Genomic DNA, 8947 nt, shown 5'->3' with positions numbered 1-8947 from the left:
GACGGCGTAATTCGTTGGTTTTACCCACGTTTAAACCAGATGCATTAGTGATATAGAAGTAAGGTGTATTCGCAAACTTCTCTGCAAGCTCATCGATTATTGCTCCTTTTTCTTCTTTTGTCATGATTACAATCCATTAATGGTTGTTTTGTCAACTTGAATACCAGGACCCATTGTGCTTGCAAGTGAAATACCTTTCACGTACGTACCTTTTGCAGACGAAGGTTTCAATTTCAACAAAGTTTGAATCAATTCGTTGGCGTTTTCAGCCAATTTCTCAGGTGAGAATGAAACTTTACCAATTGAAGCGTGAATAATACCTGATTTGTCAACTTTAAAGTCGATTTTACCAGCTTTCACCTCTTTAACGGCCGTTGCAACATCCAAAGTAACTGTACCAGACTTAGGGTTTGGCATCAAACCACGAGGACCGAGGATTTTACCTAACTTACCTAATTTTGCCATTACAGTTGGCATTGTGATGATTACATCGATATCAGTCCAACCTTGCTCGATTTTTTGGATGTATTCGTCTAAACCTACGTGGTCAGCACCTGCTGCTTTCGCATCTGCTTCTTTATCTGGTGTACAAAGAACCAAAACACGAACAGTTTTACCAGTACCGTGTGGTAATGCAACTACACCACGAACCATTTGGTCAGCTTTACGAGGGTCAACCCCAAGGCGAACGTGTACGTCCACAGATGAGTCAAATTTTGTGTATGCTACTTCTTTCAAAATACCTGCTGCGTCTGTCAACGAGTAAGCTTTTGTAGCGTCATACTTAGCATTCGCCTCTTTTCTTTTTTTAGTTAATTTTGCCATTGGCTTAATTTGGTTTTAGCGTTAGAAATTTAATTCTAACTCCCAGTGAAAAAATAATTTTCGCCGAAGCGAGAGGTTCATCAGAAATTTGAATTTGAACTTAAAATGCGAATGGGAAACCCATTCTGCATTTTTTATTCAACATTCTAGTTCATCAAAACGGCTTGTTGCCAGTGATTGTAATACCCATGTTTTGAGCAGTACCGGCAATCATCTTCATTGCTGAGTCAACAGTAAAGCAATTTAAGTCTGGCATTTTGGTTTCAGCGATTGTTTTCACTTGATCCCAGCTAACCGACCCAACTTTCTTACGGTTTGGTTGGTCAGAACCAGTCTTTACTTTAGCTGCTTCCAACAACATGATAGCAGCGGGTGGAGTTTTGATTTGGAAATCGAACGACTTGTCAGTGTAATAAGTAATTACTACTGGCAAAACCATACCCATTTTATCTTGAGTACGTGCGTTAAATTGCTTACAAAATTCCATGATGTTCAAGCCCTTTGAACCCAATGCCGGACCAATTGGTGGTGCTGGGTTTGCTTGACCGCCTTTTACCTGAAGTTTCACATAACCTGCGATGTCTTTCGCCATTGTCTTTCAGATGTTTTAAGGAATGTTGTTAAAAAAAGAATCTGACGGCTGTAAATAAAGGTAACAAACTCTATTTACTTTGGTCATTGGTTTCGAAATCAACCATTAGTCAGGGGAAGCGACACTTATTAGAGTATCAAGACTTATAGGAAATTTCTTCCAATTCAGAGAGATGTTTACACAAGTCTCGAAAATCGGAGTGCAAAGGTAGAACTTTGCCTTTAATTATGCAAAGGTTTGATTAAAAATGTTTTAGCTTTTAAACATTATTTTAACTTGCCGAGTTTTTGGATTGAAATTCTGCCGAAATCTCTTTTTCTACAGGCCTATTCTTTTACAATTTTGTATTCAATGACACTATTATTTTCCTTAATCTTCAGCAAATACACCCCAATATTTATATCTCTAAAATCTATTGTTTCTTTGGGTTTGATTGTCTTCGAAAAAATTGTCTTGCCCGCCAAATTAAACAACTCCGCAGTCACATTTCCTTGTGAACCTTCAAACTCGATGGTTAATTGGGTTTTTACTGGATTAGGATAAACCTTAAATCTACTTTTTTCTATACTTTCCAATGATGTGATTGGAATTACCGTCAACTGAAATACACCCGAAACAAGCCCTGTTCCGCAAATATTCGAAACTGACTGTAATTGATAGTTTTGAGTTTTTTCGCCTTTAACTTTTATAGCAAATGGGCTTTTCTCAACATCATACGTTTGATTATTGAGTGTTAATTTCCAAGGACTATACCCTGTAAGCTTAACACTTAGCTGTGTTTCTTCATTTTGTTGTATTGTAGCTGCTCCATCTATTTGAGCTTTGGGTTTATCATCAACGTAGATGTTTACAGTTGAAATATCGCTGTAACAATCAAAATTTGAGGGTTTGTATCTAACATAAAAGATATTATTACCCAAGACCTTTGTATCAATAGTGGGTTTTACGTACATCACCCATCTATCAGCACTTATCCACTGTAGGTTTTCTCCACTTATTTTTAAATCATCAATATCAAATTTTTGATTCAAACAATATTGATATTGCTCTAAAAGTTTCAATGGCTCTGGTTTATTATTAGCCTTTATATTGATAATAGTTTTATCACTTTCACACCCTTTTACTGTCTGTGAAACATACAATGAAATACTCCCTTTTTGATTTTCCAAGACTTCATACACATTAGAAATTGGAGCTATATCAGTGGCTGTTTTATACCATTTTATATCACTTCCATTAACATAAGTATTAATATTTACGCCATTATTATGACAATATGCAAAATCATTTGCTTTCGGGGTCGGAATAAGTTCTGGCTTATAGTAAAACGTAATTGGCTCAAAACTTGAACTTTCAAGTTCATTTTGAACTCGAATTTGATACATTCCCTCTTTTAGAGTATTAGGAAATTGGGCATTTACTGGGCTAACACTTGCAATACCTATTTTGATTGGCTTTTTGAAGTTTTCTTCCAAAGGGGCTATTTCAGCGATATAGTTTGGCGAATAAGCAGGAAATTCTCCTTGAATTGAGAAAGGAATATTTATATTTCCTCCAGCACAGGTGGGTATATTGAATAATTCGCCCGTTATTACATTTTTTACTGTTTTCTGCATTAAATCAGCTTCCCAAAGACCTCTACCATAGCTTGATGCTCTCAGTGAACCTTTGCCACGATAATTAATTTCTAATTGAGTAATATTTACAGCTGGAAGACCTGTATTATAGGGCATCCAATCGTTCATAGTAGAATCTCTATAGTAAACCCCTCTTGCGGTTGCTAAATAAAGTGCATCTGCACTATTATTTTGAACAACAATATCGTTTAATATAACAATTGGTAATGAACCCGAGTAGTCTTTCCAAGAATTACCATTATTAGTAGATTGATAGACCCTACCAAGGTTTGTAATTACCCATAAATGATTTTTCTTTTTAGGATGAGGCAATATTTTACGAATAGCTGTTTGGGCATTCTTTTTTTCATTGTGAGGTAAATATGAAATATCCCAGCTTTTACCCCCATCTAATGACCTATACATACTGCCAACAATCTTGTTATCCACAAAATCAACTCGTTCGTCTGCAGCAAAAAGCGTACTTGTGTCTGTTGGTGCAATGGCAAATGCCGTTATAGCTGTAAAATTATTTTTGGGCAAAGTTAATTTTGTCCAACTTTCGCCAGCATTCGACGATTTATAGAGATGTTCGTGCCCAATTAGTAACTTATTAAAGGTATGAGGATATGTTACAATTCTTGTAACAAATGGTTTATATTCACTATTAATGGGGGTTATTTCCTTGTTATCAAATTTTACTTCATTACTACTTTTAAAGTTAATATTTGCTCGAAAAACCCTTCCCATTTGATTTGTTAAATACATTTTCTTTGAATCATCTGAAATAGCAGCTGCCATTGCATCACCAAATACGATACCAAGCCAATTATTAGCATCGATTGTTGTTATATATCCATTATCCTGAAGACCTATTGTTAAATCATTTGGATTTTCAAAACCTTGACACATTGCATAAATCTGAGAAGTGGCAAGTGTATTACTTAAAGATTCAAACTTTTTTACGCCATATTGTTCAGATTCTTTTACTAAACCACCATCATTACATACAATTACTTTATTCGTTATTGGATGAAAAGCAATAAATTGAATATCTGTATGAACATTTTCTTTAAAGTCGCCAGCAATGAGTGATTCCCACTTTTTGCCTCCATTGGTAGTTTGCAAAAAGCCTTGTGCTCCAAGCACTATCCGATTTGAATCTAAAGGAGATACATTGAGTGAGAAATTATGAAAAAATTGTCCCCCCAATACATTGGTCATAGTGGTAGTATAAGTGGAACCACTGAATCCAACAATAGAGTTTTCATCACTCACTTTTTCAAAAGTTTTTCCTTCATCACTTGAAACATACACCCCATCAAATGAGCTATTCGTATTTTTTGAAACAAGTAGATATACCTTTTTAGGTGCTGCAAGAGAAACCGCTATTTGCATCATTCCAATACTATATCCCGCAGAAAAACTCTTTGTTAATTTATAAGATTTACCTCCATCTTCAGAAACTATAAACTCTATGCCAGGCATTCCAGTTGTAAAGTTTACCGTATGTAAAGAGGCATAGATTATATTAGGATTTGTTGGGTGAAATTCAAGGTCTCCGTATCCACTATAAGAATATGGGAAACCGTTAGGCTGAATTGCTTTTGTCCAACTATCACCACCATCCATCGAATACATTATCCCTTCGAGCGTATGTGCAACAAGCATATTTGATTGATGCGGATTGGCATATATTCTATACACTTCATTTTTTCTTGAAGGATTTACAAAAGGCATTTCTTTTTCTTCCCATGTTTTTCCTGCATCTTTTGTCTTCCAATATAAGTTTTCTTTATTGGGGCCTGTAGCATAAAGAATATCGGGATTTTTATCAATTGTAAGATACTCTACATAGGGTGTTGTCCAGTCGTTAGATATGGGTTTCCACGTAGTCCCTGCATTTTCTGTTTTCCAAACACCTCCCGAAGGCGATGCAACATAAAAAATGTTTTTATCACGAGAATCAAAAGCAATACAATCAATCCTCCCTAACGATACTGCATTCAAATTTTTTGGGGAATTCATTGGGCCAATTAGCCTCCAATTAGGATTGACATTTGCAAGTCTGGAACGACTATTTTTCTCAAAATTTTCAATTTCTTTCAGATCAATGTCCAAAATATTTCCATTTAAATCAATCCTTGGTTTAACAGAAGCTTCCCACTCTTTAAATTTTTCATAATTAGGCATATTAGGGTTTTTACTTAATTCTTCAAGAAAAAGCTTTTGGACTTCATAGAAATTAACTTTTTGACCATTAATCATGGCACGCCAATCATCGGCCTGAGAAAAGACATTTTGTTGTGTGAGTGAAAATAGAATTAACAAAAATGCGTATAGGTTTCTATTCATATTTACTAATAAAATACAGAAAATTTGGGGTTAAAATGATAAAAGCAGAGCAAGTTATTAAATATTTATTAAAAAAATCGGAATTATGAAAGATACTGTCACAATTAAAAATGATGGCACACAGATGACGATAATTGCTTAAAAATCCGCGTCATCTGCGGCTTAAGAATTTGAGACGACATCTTTAAAATTCCGAAAAATTAAATTATTGTTATCCCTTAAACGCAAACAGTAGTTTTCTTAAATATTTTATTTTTCAACTTAATCATGCAAAAAATGCCGATTATTAGCCATAATGGCCAAAATTTAAGTAGAAATATCCTTTAATAGACTTAACATAGTTTCGAATAGTTAAATCATCATCTAAAATGCATGTCTCGCATTCTCATTTTTAAATATTTGAATTAGAATTTAAATACTGAAACATTTTCTATTTCTTCATTCATTTTCAGAAGATTCAGATTTTCATCATACTCGGCATTAAAAACAAAGATTTTACCCAATAAAAGATACTGATAAATAAACCAATCTGTTTTAGGAGTTGGTAGATTGAGTAGATTATCAAGAGTAATCCACTCTAAATCTCCTTCATTACATGGCGGAGGTGGAATGAATTCGATTTCGGCTAAATAAACATAGCAAGTCCAATTATACTTTGTAGGCGAACTTTCAGTCAGTATTCCACAAAATTTCATTTGCTCTACTTTTATACCTGTTTCTTCAAAGGTTTCTCGCAAAGCGGCCTTATATGGACTTTCATGTGGGTCTAGCTTTCCGCCAACTGGTGTGTATGTATCTTTATTGGGCTCCTTGAGGCGTTTTAATAACAAAAATTTGTTTTCGTTTTTTAAGACACACATAACCGCTAATCTTTTTAAGCCTTCTGGGAATGTCATAATAAATATTGAATTATTCCTTATAAAAAAGCTTATGAAGTATTGATTATTACTACCTCATAAGCTTGAATTAACCTTTTTGGTGTTTTAAATCAGATAAGAATATTTTCAATCATCGTCGTCATCACCATCTTCATCCTCTTCTTCGTCATCTCCTTTTCCTAACCTTACAAATGCACTACGCTTAGGTGATGGCATTTTGCTATTTAATCCTCTAACTGTCTGCCATACAATTTCACTAAACTCTAAATCATTAATGGCATCTGGTTGAGCTAAATTGAGTTTCTGTGAACGAATAGAGTTTCGATTTACCGCCACATTTTTAGCATTAATATCGGTCAAAGGTTCAACCGCTTGAAAGGCCGTTGTATTGGCTTGTTTACTGAAACAACGATACATCGGACGAGCGGCGGCATCATATTGGCTCATAGGTTTCATGCCTAAAATCAATTCAATGGTGCGTAGCATCGAAGATGTTGAGTACATGGTGTGGTCAACAAAACCTCTTTTCACAAATCCACCAGCAACATAGGCAGTCGAACGGTGAGCATCCACATGGTCGGGTCCATTTTGAGCATCATCTTCAAGGATAAATACCACTGATTCTTTCCAGATTTTTGATTTAGAAAGATGCTCAACTAATCGCCCAACGGCTAAATCATTATCAGCAACAGCCGCAAAAGGCGAATAAGCTCCTACCCTTGCCCCCGAAGTATGGTCATTACCCAAACGAATGGTATTTAGGCGAGGCAAAGCATTGATATTGAGCAAAGAATCAAAGTCAGCTTCCCATTCTTTTTCACGTTTAATATCTTGGTACGCCAGATTATATCCTTTAAAGGTTTTACAAACAGCATTGGCAGTGGCTAAAGAAGGTACATTTTGACTAGCTTCTGCAAATTCACCGTAGGTTCGATAAGTAACTCCTGCACGCTTGGCGTGGTCCCAAATAAAGCCATTTTTAGGATGTGCAATATTTCTACTTCCTTCGTAGTCATAATTTCCCCCTCTTCCACCATAGCTAATCACCCAAGTTTTTTCTACATAATCATTGGCATAAGCCGCCATCGACCAGTTATGTCCATCGGCACTCACTTCGGCATCAACATAGAAGTTATCGAGCAATACAAATTCATTGACTAATTTATGCTGATTGGGTGTAATATTCTCCGGAAAAAGACAAAGGCTCGGGTCTCCATTGCCTTTCTTAACATCGCCTAAAACTTGGTCATAAGTACGATTTTCTTTCACAATATAAAATACATACTTAATTGGCGAAGCATCTCCAACTTTCATCGGAATCGGATTGCCCACTTCACCTTCGGCCATTAATTCTTTTTGTTTGTTATAAGGTGTATTTTCATAAACCAACTGCGAATATGCCGCTAAGGTACGCTCATCAGGCATATCAATGATTGAGAGAGTACCTTTGAAAAGTCCACCAATATATTCCGTTTCATCACGATTTGCTTCGAAATTTGGCCCTTTGTATTGTGGAGCTTTCGAAAGATTAGGATTTGGCCCCTTAGGGTTAGGCAAAGAAGTCATTCCTTTCCCGTTTGTCACGTAAATTTTATTTCCAATAACTTTTACTGCCGTTGGATACCATCCTGTAGGAATAAAACCCAATGAACGACTTTTCCCTTTTTCAGTTACATCAAAAACAGCTAAACAATTATTATCGGCATTTGCAATAAAAAGTTTTGTTTCATCTTCACTTAGAGCCACGCCATTGGGTGTTGTTCCTAAGGGAGAGTCTGGATATAAAGATGCCGAAAGTGTCTCTATCTTTTTGTTAGATGCTGTTTCGATTACCGAAACGGTATTATCATTTCCATGCGAAACAAAAAGATATTTTCCATCTTTGGTAAGAATGATATCATTAGGATTTTTATCTACCTCTATTTGAGAAGTAACCACCTGTTTTTCAGTATCAAATACTGCCACTTTTGCTCCTCCCCACAAAGTTATGTATAGTTGTTTTTTGTTCGGAGATAAAACACAGGTGTAGGCTTCGTTAGGCAAGTTGAATTGCTTTAAAACTTTTCGGTCTTTCGTATCACAAATATAAAGGCTGTTATTTTCTTTCGTGACAGCGTAAAGTAAATGCTTATCAGAATCGACACAAAGCCCAGTTGGTGAAATTTTATTAGGCCAAGGTTTCCCTAAAATAATGGCAGAATCGGGTGTTAATGTTTTATTTTTAGTTGAATAAATATTGATTTTATTATCATTCCCTCCAGATACATAAATATTTTGTTCATCATTACTAAAAGTCAAGCCTACCCAAGATTTTGCAATTGGCTCATCATCGAGAATAGCCTCATTTTCAAGGTCAATAAGAGCTACACTCTGTTTTCCTTGTCCATTATTCGTGATAGCCATGTACTTTTTTGAGGGAGAAATTACGATATTTAGTGGTAAATCATGCCGTAATTCGATAGTCTTTCCAACTGGTGTTAAAGCCCAACCATTGGGAAGTTTTACTCGTTTAGCAGCTAATTGCTTGATAAGAGCCGTTTCAATATTTTGGTTTGATGCAGGCTTTTTGCAACCATAATGGCCCAACAGTCCTAAAATACAGAGGAATAGAATTTTTTTCATAGTTTTCGTTAAGATGAATATTCAACAAAATAATGTCTTTTTCTGAAAATATCAGCTGA

Annotated in this window: 6 protein-coding genes; all 6 read right to left on the bottom strand. The window is 35.5% G+C overall.

What is annotated here, in order from left to right:
• Nucleotides 1-124, bottom strand: a 124-nt coding sequence (rplJ, locus tag A6M55_RS14750; RefSeq protein ID WP_082893046.1) for a 50S ribosomal protein L10, incomplete at its 3' end; no start/stop codon positions are given.
• A gap of 2 nt (nt 125-126) precedes the next feature.
• Complete coding sequence (rplA, locus tag A6M55_RS14745; protein ID WP_015029306.1) at nt 127-825, bottom strand: 50S ribosomal protein L1; 699 nt, start codon at nt 823-825, stop codon at nt 127-129.
• A gap of 154 nt (nt 826-979) precedes the next feature.
• Nucleotides 980-1417 (bottom strand): 50S ribosomal protein L11, encoded by a 438-nt coding sequence (gene rplK / locus A6M55_RS14740; protein ID WP_015029305.1) that lies wholly within the window; start codon nt 1415-1417, stop codon nt 980-982.
• Between the two features lie 326 nt (nt 1418-1743).
• Nucleotides 1744-5388, bottom strand: a complete 3645-nt coding sequence (locus A6M55_RS14735) for a T9SS type A sorting domain-containing protein (protein WP_064198314.1) — start codon at nt 5386-5388, stop codon at nt 1744-1746.
• 404 nt (nt 5389-5792) lie between these two features.
• Complete coding sequence (locus tag A6M55_RS14730) at nt 5793-6284, bottom strand: NUDIX domain-containing protein (RefSeq protein ID WP_064198313.1); 492 nt, start codon at nt 6282-6284, stop codon at nt 5793-5795.
• A 108-nt stretch (nt 6285-6392) separates the two neighbouring features.
• Nucleotides 6393-8888, bottom strand: coding sequence for a bifunctional YncE family protein/alkaline phosphatase family protein (locus A6M55_RS14725; RefSeq protein WP_064198312.1), 2496 nt, complete (start codon nt 8886-8888; stop codon nt 6393-6395).
• Nucleotides 8889-8947 lie beyond the last annotated feature (59 nt).

The organism is Emticicia sp. MM, from assembly GCF_001649495.1.
The sequence above is the reverse complement of the archived record's forward strand: the minus strand, read 5'-3'. Positions and strand labels throughout refer to the sequence as shown.

Coding starts and splice junctions, on each gene's coding strand:
- rplA (WP_015029306.1), bottom strand. CDS start 825: ATGGCAAAATTAACTAAAAAAAGAAAAGAGGCGAATGCTAAGTATGAC.
- A6M55_RS14730 (WP_064198313.1), bottom strand. CDS start 6,284: ATGACATTCCCAGAAGGCTTAAAAAGATTAGCGGTTATGTGTGTCTTA.
- A6M55_RS14735 (WP_064198314.1), bottom strand. CDS start 5,388: ATGAATAGAAACCTATACGCATTTTTGTTAATTCTATTTTCACTCACA.
- rplK (WP_015029305.1), bottom strand. CDS start 1,417: ATGGCGAAAGACATCGCAGGTTATGTGAAACTTCAGGTAAAAGGCGGT.
- A6M55_RS14725 (WP_064198312.1), bottom strand. CDS start 8,888: ATGAAAAAAATTCTATTCCTCTGTATTTTAGGACTGTTGGGCCATTAT.